This window comes from Rhodobacter sp. SGA-6-6, assembly GCF_011043545.1.
Lineage (GTDB): Bacteria > Pseudomonadota > Alphaproteobacteria > Rhodobacterales > Rhodobacteraceae > Pseudogemmobacter.
In genome coordinates this window covers 31,003-46,375 of the sequence record NZ_JAAKGP010000011.1, presented here as the reverse complement: position 1 = coordinate 46,375, position 15,373 = coordinate 31,003, and the positions used below count along the sequence as shown (strand labels likewise).

14 protein-coding genes are annotated in these 15,373 nt (G+C 69.8%); 7 read left to right on the top strand and 7 right to left on the bottom strand.

Annotated elements, in window-relative coordinates; genetic code table 11:
* Positions 1-47: 47 nt before the first annotated feature.
* From G5B31_RS16660 to G5B31_RS16630, 7 genes are read right to left on the bottom strand one after another with little or no spacing between them, the layout of a single operon-like run.
* Entirely contained in the window at positions 48-380 is a 333-nt protein-coding gene (locus G5B31_RS16660; protein WP_165019336.1) for a hypothetical protein, read from the bottom strand.
* Positions 377-763 (bottom strand): response regulator, encoded by a 387-nt coding sequence (locus G5B31_RS16655; protein WP_165019335.1) that lies wholly within the window; start codon positions 761-763, stop codon positions 377-379. The genes G5B31_RS16660 and G5B31_RS16655 overlap by 4 nt, the downstream gene beginning before the upstream one ends.
* The gene (locus G5B31_RS16650) at positions 760-1,641 is read right to left on the bottom strand and encodes a protein-glutamate O-methyltransferase CheR (RefSeq protein WP_165019334.1); all 882 of its coding nucleotides are present in this window, start codon (positions 1,639-1,641) and stop codon (positions 760-762) included. Before G5B31_RS16650 ends, G5B31_RS16655 begins: the two co-directional genes overlap by 4 nt.
* Positions 1,641-2,102 carry a chemotaxis protein CheW gene (locus G5B31_RS16645; RefSeq protein ID WP_165019333.1) on the bottom strand — a complete coding sequence of 154 codons (462 nt, stop codon included), beginning with the start codon at positions 2,100-2,102 and terminating at the stop codon, positions 1,641-1,643. The genes G5B31_RS16650 and G5B31_RS16645 overlap by 1 nt, the downstream gene beginning before the upstream one ends.
* Positions 2,103-2,115: 13 nt before the next feature.
* On the bottom strand, positions 2,116-4,155 hold the full coding sequence (locus tag G5B31_RS16640) for a chemotaxis protein CheA (RefSeq protein WP_165019332.1): 2,040 nt from the start codon (positions 4,153-4,155) through the stop codon (positions 2,116-2,118).
* Positions 4,156-4,157: 2 nt separating this feature from the next.
* On the bottom strand, positions 4,158-4,532 hold the full coding sequence (locus G5B31_RS16635) for a response regulator (protein ID WP_165019331.1): 375 nt from the start codon (positions 4,530-4,532) through the stop codon (positions 4,158-4,160).
* The gene (locus tag G5B31_RS16630) at positions 4,529-4,813 is read right to left on the bottom strand and encodes an STAS domain-containing protein (RefSeq protein WP_165019330.1); all 285 of its coding nucleotides are present in this window, start codon (positions 4,811-4,813) and stop codon (positions 4,529-4,531) included. The genes G5B31_RS16635 and G5B31_RS16630 overlap by 4 nt, the downstream gene beginning before the upstream one ends.
* Before the next feature lie 250 nt (positions 4,814-5,063).
* Between G5B31_RS16630 and tpa the strand changes: the two genes are divergently transcribed.
* From tpa to G5B31_RS16595, 7 genes are all read left to right on the top strand, one after another.
* Positions 5,064-6,443, top strand: a complete 1,380-nt coding sequence (gene tpa / locus G5B31_RS16625) for a hypotaurine--pyruvate aminotransferase Tpa (protein WP_165019329.1) — start codon at positions 5,064-5,066, stop codon at positions 6,441-6,443.
* 231 nt (positions 6,444-6,674) lie between these two features.
* Complete coding sequence (locus G5B31_RS16620) at positions 6,675-8,129, top strand: PLP-dependent aminotransferase family protein (protein WP_165019328.1); 1,455 nt, start codon at positions 6,675-6,677, stop codon at positions 8,127-8,129.
* Between the two features lie 122 nt (positions 8,130-8,251).
* Positions 8,252-10,021, top strand: coding sequence for a sulfoacetaldehyde acetyltransferase (gene xsc, locus G5B31_RS16615; protein WP_165019327.1), 1,770 nt, complete (start codon positions 8,252-8,254; stop codon positions 10,019-10,021).
* Entirely contained in the window at positions 10,021-10,764 is a 744-nt protein-coding gene (locus tag G5B31_RS16610; RefSeq protein WP_165019326.1) for a sulfite exporter TauE/SafE family protein, read from the top strand. Before xsc ends, G5B31_RS16610 begins: the two co-directional genes overlap by 1 nt.
* Positions 10,765-10,939: 175 nt before the next feature.
* Positions 10,940-13,786: a molybdopterin-dependent oxidoreductase gene (locus tag G5B31_RS16605; protein WP_165019325.1), complete on the top strand. Its 2,847-nt coding sequence runs from the start codon at positions 10,940-10,942 to the stop codon at positions 13,784-13,786.
* Entirely contained in the window at positions 13,783-14,502 is a 720-nt protein-coding gene (locus G5B31_RS16600; protein WP_165019324.1) for a 4Fe-4S dicluster domain-containing protein, read from the top strand. Before G5B31_RS16605 ends, G5B31_RS16600 begins: the two co-directional genes overlap by 4 nt.
* On the top strand, positions 14,502-15,371 hold the full coding sequence (locus tag G5B31_RS16595; protein ID WP_165019323.1) for a DmsC/YnfH family molybdoenzyme membrane anchor subunit: 870 nt from the start codon (positions 14,502-14,504) through the stop codon (positions 15,369-15,371). Before G5B31_RS16600 ends, G5B31_RS16595 begins: the two co-directional genes overlap by 1 nt.
* Positions 15,372-15,373 lie beyond the last annotated feature (2 nt).

The following is a 15,373-nucleotide window of genomic DNA, read 5'->3' as shown; positions in this document are numbered from 1 at the left end:
GTTAAGGCCGGCGGCGAAGGATCAAATCCGAGGCGTTTTCCGGGGTGTCAGAAGAACTCGGTATGTCCTGCGGCGGGGGTGTCGCCCGCCTCGGCGCCGCCGAGCGCCCGGCGCATCTCGGCCAGCAGCAACCCGCGGGCCAGGTCGGCGCCGCTGCGGTCCGCCCGGGCCGTCCCGGCGGCGGCGGCCAGCGCCTCGGTCCAGAGCGCGAGGTCGTGCAGCCGCTGGTCCAGGAGGTCGATCGCCTGCAGGTCCTGCAAGGCCGCGCCGGACGGGCCGTCGACCAGACCGTGGACCGCATCCTCCAGCCGGATCACCATCCCGCGGCAGCGCCGGATCTCCGCCGCCGTGCGCCGCAGCAGCTCGGCCAGCCCGGTCATAGCGGGCCGACCACGCGCTCGATGCTGGCCTTGACGGTGGCGGTGGTGAAGGGCTTGCGGATCAGGTTGTTCAGGCCAAGCTGCTGACCCTTCTGCAGGATTTCCGGCGTCGGCGTGCCGGTGATCAGGATGAATCCCATCCGCTGGGTGTTGCGGTTCTGCCGGATCGCCCCCAGCAGGTCCAGCCCCGACAGGCCCGGCATGTTCATGTCCGAGATCACCAGATGCACCGGATTGGCCGCCAGCTTGCCGAGCGCGGCCCTGCTGTCGGCTTCGGTCGCGACATGGCGGATGCCGATCTCCTCCAGCGATTGCGAGATCAGCGCCCGGCTGACCGACATGTCGTCGACCACCATCACGCGCAGCGAGTCCCTCAGGCTCATGCGGTTTCCTTCCTTCCTGCGGAGGTCCCGGTCTTGCGGTAGGCGGTGATGCCGACCGAGGCGAAGGCGGCCTCGGCCGGGCCGCCCAGCCGTTCGGAATGGCCGATGAACAGCAGGCCCCCGGGCGCCAGCAGCCCGGCGAAGCGCTGCCAGAGCCGGGCTTGCGTCGGCTTGTCGAAATAGATCGCCACGTTGCGGCAGAAGATGGCGTCGAAGGGGCCGCGGACGGGCCAGTCCTGCATCAGGTTCAGCCCGGCGAAGCGCACCATCCGGGCGGGTTTCGGGGCGATGCCGTGCCGGCCCTCGCCGGCCGGGACCAGCGCCCAGGGTTTCATCCGCGCGGGGATCGGCCGGACCTCCTCGTCGGTGAACCGGGCCTCGCGGGCGCGGGCCAGGATCGCCGGGTCGACATCGGTGGCGAGGATGCGGATGTTCAGCTGCGCGGCCTCGGGCAGGGCGTCGAGCAGGGTCATGGCGATGGAATAGGGCTCCATCCCGGCCGAGCAGCCGGCCGACCAGATCCGCAGCCTTTCCCCCGCCCGCAGCGCCTGAAGCCGCGGCTTCACCGCCAGGGCGGCGAGAAGGTCGAAGTGGTGCGGCTCGCGGAAGAAATGGGTGACGTTGGTGGTCAGGGCCGAGACCACCGCGTCGTGCTCGGCCCGGCCCTCGGGGCCTTCGAGCAGGTCGCAATAGGGCTGGAAGCCGGAAAGGCGCAGCGCCCGCAGCCGCCGGACCAGCCGGGAATAGACCAGGTCCTTCTTCGACTCCTGCAAGGAAAGGCCGAATTCGCGATAGGCGAAGGCGGCGATGCGGTCGAAATCGCGGGCGGTGAAGGGAGGGTCGCCCGGTGCCGCCGGAGGAGGGGCCAGCAGGGCCATCAGGCGGCCTGCCGGGCGCGGGCCTGGATCACCGCGGCGAGGTCGATCACCCGGGTCATGCCCTCGTCCACCGGGATGACGCCGGTGATGCTCTGCCGCGCGGTCTCGGACCTTATGTCCGGGGTGTCCTGGATGCGGTCGCGGGCGACGGAGAGGATTTCCGACACCGCCTCGACCAGGAGGCCGACGGTCTGGCCGTCGATCATCGCCACCACCACCACGTTGCGCGGGCTTTCCGGGGTGGGGCCGAGGCCGAAACGGGCCGAGAGGTCGTAGATCGGGATCACCGAGCCGCGCAGGTTCATCACCCCCAGCACCTCCTTCGGCGCGTGGGGCAGCGGCGTCACCGCGGTCCAGCGGCGGATCTCGCGGACCTGGGTGATGTCGAGCGAGAAGCTCTGCCCGCCGGCCTGGAAGGTGACGAATTCCGCATCGGCGGGGCGGGTGTCGGGGCTGTGCATCGGTCTCTCCTGTTCAGGCGGCGGCGGGACGGGCGGCACGGGTGGAGGTCAGGGCATCGGCGTCGAGGATCAGCGCGATCTGGCCGTCGCCGAGGACGGTGGCGGCCGAGATGCCCGGGATGGCGCCGTAGTTCGACTCCAGCCCCTTGATCACCACCTGCCGCTGGTCCTGCACCGCATCGACCACCAGCGCGCATTGGCTCTGGCTTTCGGTTTCCACCAGCAAGAGCAGCGGCGGCTCGCCGGGATCGCGGTCCGGGAAGCCGAGGGCGGCCGCCACGTCGATCATCGGGATGAAGCGGCCGCGCATCGCCAGCAGGCTTTCGCCGGTGCCGATCCGGTGCAGGTCGCCGGGGCCGGGGCGGATGGTCTCGATCACCGAATTGATCGGCACCACCATGGTCTGGCCGGCGACCGAGATCACCATCCCGTCCATCACCGCCAGCGTCAGCGGCAGCGAGATGGTGAATTCGGTGCCCTCGCCGGGGGTGGAGGCGATGGCGACCCGGCCGCCGAGCGCGGCGACGGCGTTCCTGACCACATCCAGCCCGACGCCGCGGCCGGAGAGGCTGGAGACCTGCTCGGCGGTGGAAAAGCCGGGCAGGAACAGAAGGTTGTCGATCTCGGCCTCGCCGAGTTCGGCCTCGGCCGGGACCAGGCCCTTGGCCACCGCCCTGGCCAGGATGCGGGCGCGGTCCAGCCCGGCGCCGTCGTCGCGCAGCGTGATGACCACGCTGCCGGAACGGTGGGCGGCCTGCAGGCGGATGGTGCCCTCGGGGTCCTTGCCGGCGGCGGCGCGGCGGTCGGGCGGCTCCAGCCCGTGGTCCACCGCGTTGCGGATCATGTGGGTCAGCGGGTCGGCCAGCCGCTCGATCACGGTCTTGTCGACCTCGGTCGCCTCGCCCAGGGTGATCAGCCGGGCCTGCTTGCCGGTGGCCTCGGCGGCCTCGCGCAGGATGCGGGACATGCGCTGGAACAGCGGCTTCACCGGCTGGGCACGGATCGCCATCACCGCTTCCTGGATGTCGCGGGCCAAGAGGCGGTAATCCTCGACATGGGCGATCACCTCGGCGTCGGCGGGCAGCGACAGGACCGAGATGCTCTGCTCGATCATCGCCTGGTTGATGATCAGTTCACCCACGGCGTTGATCAGCCGGTCCACCCGTTCCAGGTCCACCCGCAGGGTGGGCTTGGGGCCGCGGCCCTCGGCGCCGTCCTCCTCGGCAGGCCGGGCCTCGCGCTTCGGGGGCGGGTCGGCGGGCGGGGCGGCTGCGGGGGCGGGTTCCGGTTCGGGCGCTTCCTCCGCGGGCGCGGAAGCCTCGGGCAGGATCTCCAGATCGCAGAGACCTTCGACGAATTCGAACACCTCGTGCAGCACGGTCTCCGGCTCCGCCGTGGTCAGGTGGAGGGTCCAGGACAGGTAGCTGGCGGCGGGATCGAACGCCGGCCAGGGCGGCAGGCCGGAGCAGTCCAGCGTGACCTCCAGCGCGCCGAGGTCGGCCAGCGCGGCCAGGATCAGCGCCGGGTCGTGGCCGTTGGCGAAAAGCGCCGGGTGGGGATGGAAGCGGATCCGGTAGACCTGCGGCGCCTCCTCCGCCGGCAGGCCCAGGTCCAGCGGCAGGGCGGCGAAGCCGAAGCAGGGGTCCTCTTCCGCCACCGGCGTGGGTGGGCCGCCGAGCACGGCATCGAGGTTGGACAGGAACCCCGCCGTCGCCTCTGGCCCCACCGCGGTGCCGTCGCGCGCCGCCTCCACCTGGTCGGCCAGATGGTCGGCCGAGCGCAGAAGGACATGCATCACCTCGGCCGTCAGCGCGATGCGGCCGGCGCGCAGCCCGTCCAGCACGGTCTCCAACCGATGCGCGAAGGCCACCAGCGCCTCCAGCGCGAAGGCTCCGGCGCCGCCCTTGACCGAATGCACCGCGCGGAAGACGGCGTTCACCGTCTCGGCGTCGTGGGCGCCCCTGGCCATCAGCGCCAGCCCCTCGGCCAGCGCCTCCAGCAGTTCCTCGCATTCCTCGAAGAAACTGTCGCGGATCGCGTTCATCGATGCCATGGCTACCCCCTTGCGCCGGTGACGCGGCGGACGACCGAGACGATCGCCGTGTCCTCGAACGGCTTCACGATCCAGCCGGTGGCCCCGGCGCGGCGGGCGCGGGCCTTCAGCTCCTCGGCCGATTCGGTGGTGAGGACCAGGATCGGCACGGTCCGGTTGCCGCCGCCGCCGCGGATGGCGTCGATCACGCCGAAACCGTCCAGCCGCGGCATGTTGATGTCGGTGATCACCACATCGGGATCGACCTCGGCGAAGCGTTCCACCCCCTGCACGCCGTCGTCGGCGGTGGTGCAGGCGAAGCCCGCCTCCTCCATCGCCTTGCGGACGAGGTTGCGGATGGTGCGGCTGTCGTCGATGGCAAGCACCCGGATCGTCATGCCGCCCCCCCGGTGTCCAGCATCGCCGCGGTGACGCCGAGCGCGGCCAAATGCGCCGCCTGCTCCGGCGCCAGCTCGGTCAGCCGGAAGGGAATGCCGCGGGCGCGCCGGTCGGCGGCTGCGGCGAGCAGGGCCTGGACCAGCGGCGTGTCCAGCCGGCGCAGCCGGGCGGCCGAGACCTGCACCGCCGCATCCGGGTGGGCGCGCAGGAAGGGGAGGAGCGCGTTCTCGCCCGTCACGGAAATCCGCTCCGGCAGGGTGAATTCAGGCGGTGCTGTCATCTGGTGCTGTCCTCTCTGCCCCGGCGCCCGTCCGGGAGGCACGCCCGGCGCGGGAACCGCCCGGCAGTGATAGCGGGCGGCTGTTTAAGGAATCATTGCCGGGCGAAGGCGATTGCCGCGGATTTTCGGCGATTCCACAGCAGCCGGCGCCGCCATAACTGGCGCTAATCGGGCCCGCGGTCTGGTCCTAATCCGGCGCGGGCTTTTCCCCGATAATGGCGGCAGCGAAACTCCCGGGAAGGATCATGCCATGGAAGGCATCAGCGGAATGAACGACATGAGCCGCGTGGTCGAGGCCGACCGCGCCCATGTCTGGCACCACCTCGTCAACCACAAGCAGTTCGAGACCGTCGATCCCCGCGTCATCGTCGAGGGCAAGGGGATGCGGGTCTGGGATGCCGCGGGCCGGGAATATCTCGACGCGGTCTCGGGCGCGGTCTGGACGGTGAACGTGGGCTATGGCCGGGAAAGCATCGCCAATGTGGTGCGCGACCAGCTGATCAAGATGAACTACTTCGCCGGCGTCGGCGGTTCGGTTCCCGGGGCGCTCTTCGCCGAGAAGCTGATCGAGAAGATGCCGGGGATGAGCCGGGTCTACTATTCCAACTCGGGCTCGGAGGCGAACGAGAAGGTCTACAAGATGGTGCGCCAGCTGTCGCACCGGGTCCACGGCGGCAAGAAATGGAAGATCCTCTACCGCGAGCGCGACTACCACGGCACCACCATCGGCGCGCTGGCGACCTCGGGCCAGGCGGAGCGGGCGATGCAATACGGGCCCTTCCCGGACGGCTTCGTCATGGTCCCGCATTGCCTGGAATACCGCAAGCAATGGGATGTCGAGAACTACGGCGAGCGGGCGGCGGATGCCATCGAGGAGGTGATCCTGCGCGAGGGCCCGGATACCGTCGGCGCCATCGTGCTGGAACCGGTGACGGCGGGCGGCGGGGTGATCGTGCCGCCGAAGGGATATTGGGAGCGGGTGCAGGAAATCTGCAAAAAATACGATATCCTGCTGCACATCGACGAAGTGGTCTGCGGCGTCGGCCGCACCGGGCTGTGGTTCGGCTACCAGAACTACGGCATCAAGCCGGATTTCGTGACCATGGCCAAGGGCGTCGCCTCGGGCTATGCGGCGATCTCCTGCACCGTTACCACCGAGGCGGTGTTCGATATGTTCAAGAATGACGCCGCCGATCCGCTGAGCTACTTCCGCGACATCTCCACCTTCGGCGGCTGCACCTCCGGCCCGGCGGCGGCGCTGGAGAACATGCGGATCATCGAGGACGAGGGGCTGCTGGAGAACACGCAGAAGATGGGCGAGCGCTGCCTTTCCAACCTGCGCGGGCTGATGGAGAAGCACAAGGTCATCGGCGACGTGCGCGGCGCGGGCCTGTTCCTCGGCGCCGAACTCGTGGCCGACCGCCAGACCAAGGAGCCGATGGACGAGAAGAAGGTCGCCGCCGTGGTGGCCGACTGCAATGCGCAGGGGGTGATCATCGGCATGACCAACCGTTCGCTGCCCGGGTTGAACAACACCCTCTGCCTGTCGCCGGCGCTGATCGCCACGCCCGACGACATCGACGAGATCACCGGCGCCATCGACAAGGCGCTGACCAAGGTCTTCGGCTGAACCCCTTGCCTCCGCCCGGAGCGTTCGCCATGCAGGCGCTCCGGGCGGAAGCCTTGGGGGTTTCACCCCCAAACCCCCAGAGTATTTTTGCCAAGATGAAGACATGCTCCTTCATCTTGGCAAGAAATACTCCCGCCGGAGGCATCCGCGGTTGCTGCAAGGCACTCCGGTTGACATTCCGCGCGCGCAGGAGCCTTGATGGGGCCAGTTGCCGCCCCGGATGAGGCCAGAATGTCGATTCCCGTCGAAGCCTTCTTCCTGACTGCCGGGCCGGGCGGCACGCTGCAGCGCCGCATCCGGGCGATGGTGACAGAGGGTATCCTTGCCGGGCGGTTCCGGCCGGGGCAGCGGATGCCGTCGTCGCGCGGGCTGGCGGAGCATCTGGGGGTCAGCCGGATCACGGTGACGCTGGCCTATGCCGACCTGGTCTCCTCGGACTACCTGACCGCGCGGGGGCGGTCGGGCTATTACGTCTCCGACAACGCCCCTCGCGCGCCGGAGTTTCCCGCCGCCGCCCGGCCGCAGGAGGAGGTGGATTATGCCGCGCTGTCCTCGGCCCGCTTCACTCGGGCGATGGCCGGGGTGGACCGGCCGGGGGATTGGGAGCGGTTTCCCTATCCCTTCATCTACGGCCAGGCCGATCCGACGCTGTTCGACCACCAGAACTGGCGCGCCTGTGCCCTGCGGGCGCTGGGGCGGCGGGATTTCGACTCGCTGACCTCGGATTACTACGAACGCGACGACCCGTTGCTGATCGAGCAGATCCTGCGGGTGATCCTGCCGCGCCGGGGCATCGCCGCGGGGGCGGAGGAGGTGCTGCTGACCATGGGGGCGCAGAACGCGCTCTGGCTGGCGGCGACGGTGCTGCTGGCGCCGGGGCGGCGGGCGGTGGTCGAGAACCCCTGTTACCCCGGGCTGCGGCGCATCCTGCAGACCTGCGGGGCTGGAGTGGCATCGGTGGACGTGGACGAAGGCGGCCTGCCGGTGCGGCTGCCGCCGGCCGATGTGGTCTTCACCACCGCCAGCCATCAATGCCCGACCAATGCCACCATGCCGCTGGAGCGGCGGCTGGCGCTCTTGGAGGCCGCCAGCCGCGAGGATTTCGTGGTGGTGGAGGACGATTACGAATTCGAGATGTCCTTCCTGAAGCCGGTCTCGCCGGCCTTGAAATCGCTGGATAAAGGCGGGCGGGTGATCTACGCCGGGTCGTTCTCGAAGTCGATCTTCCCGGGAATGCGGCTCGGCTATCTGGTCGGCCCGCCCAGCTTCATCGCCGAGGCCCGCGCCCTGCGGTCGATGGTGCTGAAGCACCCGCCCGGCCACAGCCAGCGCACGGTGGCCTATTTCCTGGCCGAGGGCCATTACGACGCGCTGATCAACCGGATGCGCGCGGCCTTCAAGCGGCGGCGGCAGGTGATGGAGGAGGCCATCGCCGAGGCCGGGCTGCGGGTGGCGGGGCAGGGCGGCTTCGGCGGCTCGTCATTCTGGATGGCCGCGCCGGAAGGGGTGGACACCGAGGACCTCGGCCGCCGTCTGCGCGCCGAGGGCGTGCTGATCGAGCCGGGGCGGGGGTTCTTCGATCCGGCGCGCGAGGCGCGGAACTTCTACCGCCTCGCCTATTCCTCGATCCCGCCGAACCGGATTCCCGAGGGAATCGCCCGGATCGGCCGGGCGCTGGGCCGGTGAAACTGGCCGCATCTCGGGGCAGGGGCTGGCCCTAAGGCCCGCGGTGCCGGGGGCTGTAAAGTCCACCCCAAGGGCCGCGCCGTCAGGGCGTGGACGCAAAGCATTGCCAGAGGGACCGCGCCATGAGGATGACCACCGAGGAAGCCTTCGTCAAAGTGCTGCAGATGCACGGCATCTCTGATGCCTTCGGCATCATCGGATCGGCCTTCATGCCGATTTCCGACCTGTTCCCCCGCGCCGGCATCCGGTTCTGGGACTGCGCCCATGAGGGCTCGGGCGGGATGATGGCGGACGGCTATACCCGCGCCAGCGGGCGGATGAGCATGATGATCGCCCAGAACGGGCCGGGCATCACCAATTTCGTCACCGCGGTGAAGACCGCCTACTGGAATCATACCCCCTTGCTGCTGGTAACGCCACAGGCGGCGAACAAGACCATCGGTCAGGGCGGCTTCCAGGAAGTCGAGCAGATGGCGCTGTTCAAGGACATGGTGGCCTATCAGGAGGAGGTCCGCGACCCCTCCCGCGTGGCCGAGGTGCTGAACCGGGTGATCCTGAACGCCAAGCGCCACTCGGCCCCGGCGCAGATCAACTTCCCCCGCGATTTCTTCACCCAGGTGATCGACATCGACCTGCCGCGGATCGTGGAGTTCGAGCGGCCGCAGGGCGGCGAGGCGGCGCTGGACGAGGCGGCGAAGCTGCTGTCGCAGGCCAAGTTCCCGGTGATCCTGAACGGCGCCGGGGTGGTGATCGGCGGGGCGATCCCGGCCTCGATGGCCTTGGCGGAACGGCTGGAGGCGCCGGTCTGCGTCGGCTACCAGCACAACGATGCCTTCCCGGGCAGCCATCCGCTGTTTGCCGGCCCCTTGGGCTACAACGGCAGCAAGGCGGCGATGGAACTGATCGCGCAGGCCGATGTGGTGCTGGCGCTGGGCACGCGGCTCAACCCGTTCTCCACCCTGCCGGGCTATGGCATCGATTACTGGCCGAAGGATGCCGCCATCATCCAGGTCGACATCAACCCCGCCCGCATCGGCCTGACCAAGAAGGTCACCGTCGGTATCGTCGGCGATGCGAGGAAGGTGGCCGAGGGCATCCTGTCGCGGCTCTCGGGCACCGCGGGCGACGAGGGGAGGGAGAGCCGCCGTGCGCTGATCTCGACCACCAAGAGCCGCTGGGCGCAGGAACTGGCCTCGATGGACCATGAGGCCGACGATCCCGGCACCAGCTGGAACGAACGCGCCCGCGCCGCCAAGCCGGACTGGATGTCGCCCCGCATGGCTTGGCGGGCGATCCAGTCGGCGCTGCCGAAAGAGGCGATCATCTCCTCCGACATCGGCAACAATTGCGCCATCGGCAATGCCTACCCCACCTTCGAGGCCGGGCGGAAATACCTTGCCCCGGGCCTGTTCGGCCCCTGCGGCTATGGCCTGCCCGCGGTGGTCGGCGCCAAGATCGCCTGCCCGGACACTCCGGTCGTGGGCTTCTCGGGCGACGGCGCCTTCGGCATCGCGGTGACCGAACTGACCGCCATCGGTCGCGAGGAATGGCCCGCCGTCACCATGGTCGTCTTCCGCAACTACCAATGGGGCGCGGAGAAGCGCAACTCCACCCTCTGGTTCGACGACAACTTCGTCGGCACCGAACTGGACACCAAGGTCTCCTACGCCGGGATCGCCAGGGCCTGCGGGCTGCAAGGCGTGCAGGCGCGGACCATGGAGGAACTGCGCGAGGCGTTGACCAAGGCGCTGGCCGACCAGAAGGCGGGCAGGACCACGCTGATCGAGGCGATGATCAACCAGGAACTGGGCGAGCCCTTCCGCCGCGACGCGATGAAGAAGCCGGTCGCGGTGGCGGGGATCGAGCCCTCCGACATGGCACGCCCCGGCTGATGCCCTTCGACCTGACGGCCGGCGGTTCGGTCTGGCTTGCGGCGGTGGTGCTGGTCGCCGCCTTCGTGCGCGGCTATTCCGGCTTCGGCTATTCGGCCATCGTCATCGCCGGATCGGCGCTGGTCACCAATCCGCTGAACCTCGTCGCCGTGGTGATGGTGATGGAATTCGCCATGTCGGTGCAGTCCTGGCGCGGCGCCGGGCCGGACATCGACTGGCGGCGGGTGCTGCTCTTGATGCTGGGGGCCGCGGTCGGGCTGCCGCTCGGCCTCTGGGCGCTGACGGCGGTCTCCGAGGATACCGCGCGGGCGGCGATCTCGGCCTATGTGCTGGCGATGTGCGCGGTGCTGCTGATGGGCTGGCGGACGGCGGCCGAGGCGCGCGGGGCGGGCGCGAACCTGGCGGCGGGGCTGGCCTCGGGCCTGGCAAATGCGCCGGGGATGGGCGGGCTGCCGCTGGCAGCGTTCTTCGCCGCCCAGCCGATCCCGGCGCCGGTGTTCCGGGCGACGCTGATCGCCTATTTCCCGCTGCTGGACCTCTATTCCGCGCCGCTCTACTGGGCGCATGGCATGATCGGCCGCGACACGCTGCTGGCCGCGCTCTGGGCGCTGCCGCTGACGGTCCTCGGCAACTGGCTGGGCGGGCGGCATTTCTTCGGCACCGACCCGCGGGAATTCCGCCGCTTCGCCCTGCTGCTCTTGGCCGGGCTGGCCGCGCTCGGCCTGGGCAAGGCGCTGCTGTGACAGCGGGATCGCCGATGCGGGGGCTTGACGCCACCGCCGCCGCAGGCGGTATTGGCGGGGACGACAACCGGGTCCGCAGGCCCGACCGGAGAGCCAGGGACAGTCAGGTGCCAGTGACCCCAGCCGACACGCAACGCCGGATCGCGGCGCCCCGCGCCTTGCAGGAGACCGGCGCATGACCGCCCCGCGGATCGACACCTCGCCCGCCGTCTCTGACGAGATCCGGCAGACCACCTGCTACATGTGCGCCTGCCGCTGCGGCATCAACGTGCACCTGAAGGAGGGGCGGGTCACCTATATCGAGGGCAACCGCGACCACCCGATCAACAAGGGCGTCCTCTGCGCCAAGGGGGCCAGCGGGATCATGCAGGTCACCGCGCCCTCGCGCCTGAAGGCGCCGTTGCGGCGGGTGGGGCCGCGCGGATCGGGGGCCTTCGAGGAGATCAGTTGGGACGAGGCCCTCGATCTGGCGGTGAAATGGATGAAGCCTTTGCGCGAGACCGCGCCGGAAAGGCTGGCCTTCTTCACCGGCCGCGACCAGTCGCAGTCCCTCACCGGCTGGTGGGCGCAGGCCTTCGGCACCCCGAACTACGCGGCCCATGGCGGCTTCTGCTCGGTCAACATGGCGGCGGGCGGCATCTACACCATCGGCGGCGCGTTCTGGGAATTCGGCCAGCCGGATTGGGAGCGGACCGAGGTCTTCGTGATGTTCGGCGTAGCCGAGGATCACGACAGCAACCCGATCAAGATCGGCATCGGCAAGCTGAAGGCGCGCGGCGCGCGGGTTATCAGCGTCAACCCGGTGCGCACCGGCTATTCCGCGGTGGCCGACGACTGGTATGGCATCACGCCGGGGACGGACGGGCTGTTCATCCTGTCGCTGATCCATTGCCTGATGCAGGCGGGCAGGATCGACCTGGACTACCTGGCGCAGTGGACCAACGCGCCGATGCTGGTCAACGGCGAGGAGGGTCCCGAGAAGGGGATGCTGGTCAAGAACGCCGAGCGCCAGCCCTTCGTCATCGACCGCCGCACCGGCCATCCCGCACCCTGGGACGGGCCGGGGGTGGAGCCGGACCTCGGGGCCGAATGGCAGGGCAACCGCACGGTGTTCCGTCACATGGCCGAGGAATACCTGGACCCGAAATATGCGCCTGAACAGGTGGCCGAACGGGTCGGCATCCCCGCCGGACGCATCCGCGGGCTGGCGGCGGAACTGGCGCAGGCGGCCTTCGACCGGGCCTTCGCGCTGGACCGTCCCTGGGTGGATTTCCGCGGCAACCGGCACGACACCATGCAGGGCCGCCCGGTCAGTTTCCACGCCATGCGGGGGATTTCCGCCCATTCCAACGGTTTCCAGACCGCCCGCGCCCTGCACCTGTTGCAGATCCTGCTCGGCTCGGTCGAGGCCCCCGGCGGATACCGGCTGAAGCCGCCTTACCCCAAGCCCGTCGAGGCCCACCCGACCCCGCATTTCGCCTGCACCCCGGGCAAGCCGTTGTCCGGCCCGCATCTGGGCTATGTCCGCGGCCCGGACGACCTGGCGCTCTTGCCCGACGGCAGCCCGGCCCGGATCGACAAGGGCTTCACCTGGGAGAACCCGTTCTCGGCCCATGGGCTGATGCATATGGTGATCCCCAACGCCCATGCCGGCGATCCCTACCGGATCGACACCCTGTTCCTCTACATGGCCAACATGTCGTGGAACTCCTCGATGAACACCGCCCGGGTCATGGAGATGCTGACCGAGAAGGGCGCGGACGGGGAATATCTCATCCCGCGGATCATCTATTCCGACGCCTATGCCTCGGAGATGGTGGCCTATGCCGACCTGATCCTGCCCGACACCACCTATCTGGAGCGGCACGACTGCATCTCGCTCTTGGACCGGCCGATCTCCGAGCCCGATGCGGCCGGCGACGCCATCCGCTGGCCGGTGATCCAGCCGGACCGCGAGGTGCGCTGCTTCCAGTCGGTGCTGCTGGACCTCGGCGCAAGGCTGGGCCTGCCGGGGATGGTGGCCGAGGACGGCAGCCCGAAATACCGCGACTACGCCGATTACATCGTCAACCACCAGCGCCGGCCGGGGGTGGGGCCGCTGATGGGCTTCCGCGGCAACGGCGACGAGACCGGCCGCGGTGCGCCGAATCCGGCGCAGTTGCAGCGCTATATCGAGAACGGCGCTTTCTGTCAGGCCCATGTCCCCGAGGGCGCAGCCTTCTTCAAGCCCTGGAATGCCGCCTATCAGGACTGGGCGGTGCGCCTCGGCCTCTACGAGACGCCGCAGCCCTATCTGTTCTCGCTCTGGTCGGAACCGATGCGGCGCTTCCAGCTGGCCGCCGAGGGGCAGGGCGACCGCCAGCCGCCGGATCACCTGCGGGCGCGGCTGCGGCAGGCGATGCACCCCTTGCCGATCTGGTATCCGCCCTATGGCGATGCCGATGCGGACTACGGCTATCCGGTCCACGCGCTGACGCAGCGGCCGATGGACATGTATCACAGCTGGGGCAGCCAGAACGCCTGGCTGCGGCAGATCAAGGGGCACAATGCCCTCTACCTGCCGACGGCAATCTGGGAGGGGCAGGGGTTCCAGCCCGGCGACTGGGCGCGGGTGTCGTCGCGCAACGGGGTGATCGAGGTGCCGGCGGCGCATATGGCGGCGCTGAACCCGAACACGGTCTGGACCTGGAACGCCATCGGCAAAAGACGCGGGGCCTGGGCGCTGGACAAGGACGCGCCGGAGGGGGTGGTGGGGTTCCTCCTGAACCACCTGATCTCGGAACTGCTGCCGGGCGACGGGCGGCTCTCCAACTCCGATCCGGTGACCGGGCAGGCGGCCTGGTTCGACCAGCGGGTGCGGGTGGAGCGGGTGGCGGCCGAAGACCGGCCCGCGGGCCGCGGCGCGCAGCCGCAGTTCCCGATCCTCCCCGACCCGCCGCGCGCCGGCGGCGGAAGGGGCACGAGTTTTCTGCGAAAACTCGATCCTGATTTTCGGCGAAAATCAGGGGAGGGCGCGGCATGACCTGCCTTCCCGCCAAGGTGGAGAAGCGGCTGGGGCTGGTGATCGACCTCGACACCTGCGTCGGCTGCCAGGCCTGCGTGACCGCCTGCAAGGGCTGGAACGACCAGGGCGCCGGGCTGTCGGACCAGGACCCCTATGGCGCCGACCCCTCCGGCACCTTCCTGAACCGGGTGCATTCCTACCAGGTCCGGCCGGAGGACGGCCCGGCGCAGGTGGTGAACTTCCCGCGCTCCTGCCTGCATTGCGAGAACGCGCCCTGCGTGACCGTCTGCCCGACCGGGGCCAGCTACAAGCGGGCCGAGGACGGCATCGTGCTGGTGAACCCGGATACCTGCATCGGCTGCGGCCTCTGCGCCTGGGCCTGCCCCTATGGCGCGCGCGAGATGGATGCCGTGCAGGGGGTGATGAAGAAATGCACCCTCTGCGTCGACCGCATCTACAACGACAACCTGCCCGAGGAGGACCGCATCCCCGCCTGCGTCCGCACCTGCCCGACCGGCGCGCGGCATTTCGGCGACCTCTCCGACCCCGACAGCGCGGTGTCGCGGCTGGTCGAGGCGCGGGGGGGCTATGAGCTGATGCCCGACCTCGGCACCAAGCCGGTCAACCGCTACCTGCCGCCGCGGAAGAAGGGCGCCGCCGCCGCGCCGGCGCTGGAGCCGCTGGCGGCCACCGGCATCGCCGGCTGGCTCGACCGGCTGCTGGGGAAGATCTGATGCATCCGGCGCCTTCGGTCATCGTCTTCACCGTGCTGTCGGGCGCGGGCTTCGGCTTCCTCGCCTGCCTCGCCCTGGGCCTGCTGCCGGTGGCCGGCTGGATGGCCTTCGCCGCCTGGGGCCTCGGCTACGGGCTGGCGGTGGGGGGGCTTCTGGCCTCGACCTTCCACCTCGGCAATCCGCAAAGGGCGCTGCTGGCCTTCACCCAATGGCGGTCCAGCTGGCTGTCGCGCGAGGGCTGGACCTCGGTGCTGGCGCTGCTGGCGCTGGCGCCGCTGGCCTTGTCGGACTGGCTGGGCCTCGGGCTGGGCCGCTGGATCGGCTGGGGGGGCGCGGGGCTCTGCGTCCTGACCGTGCTCTGCACCTCGATGATCTATGCCCAGCTGAAGACGGTGCCGCGCTGGAACCACTGGTCCACGCCCGTCACCTTCTTCGCCTTCGCGGCGGCGGGCGGGGCGATCCTCGCCGCCCCCGGCTGGGCCGCTGCGGTCTTGTGCCCGATCCTCGGCGCCTGCCTGCTTTACGGCTGGCAGCGCGGCGACGGCGCCTTCGCGGCCGCGGCGCAGACCCTCGGCACCGCCACCGGGCTGGACCGGCTGGGCAGGGCGGAGGTGTTCGAGCCCGCCCATACCGCCGGCAACTACCTGCTGCGCGAGATGATCCATGTCGTCGGCCGCCGCCATGCCGCGAAGCTGCGGGTCATCGCGCTGGTGCTGGCGGCGGCGCTGCCGGCCGTGCTGGTGCTGGTCCCGCTGCCCGGGATGCGGGCGCTGGCCTTCGCGCTGCACCTGGCCGGCGCCTTCGCCGCCCGCTGGCTGTTCTTCGCCGAGGCCGAGCATGTCGTCGGGCTTTACTACGGCAAGCGGTGAGC